The sequence below is a fragment of the Bacillus sp. SIMBA_008 genome (assembly GCF_046535495.1).
GTDB lineage: Bacteria > Bacillota > Bacilli > Bacillales > Bacillaceae > Bacillus > Bacillus subtilis.
Genome location: NZ_JAWRWL010001107.1, coordinates 1 through 243 on the forward strand (window position 1 = coordinate 1; position 243 = coordinate 243).

The 243-nt window shown below is 34.2% G+C and carries 1 pseudogene; it reads right to left on the bottom strand.

The features are described 5' to 3' along the window. Positions 1 to 243: pseudogene (locus SB658_RS26865) on the bottom strand (RNA-binding transcriptional accessory protein); the annotation flags it as partial.

The window sequence follows — 243 nt, forward strand, 5'->3', positions numbered from 1 at the left end:
CATCTACAACAGCTAATTTACACCCCGTTCTATATGCAGGATCTAAAGCTAACACAACCTTTCCTTTCATTGGAGGTTGTAATAACAAATTACGTAAGTTCTCAGAGAAAATATGTATCGCTTGTTCCTCAGCTGTTTCTGTTAATTCTTTTCGAATCTCTCTTTCAATGGAGGATTGAATTAATCGTTTATAACCATCCTCAATTGCTAACTTTACATAATGTGCACTTTTAGAATCGTTAT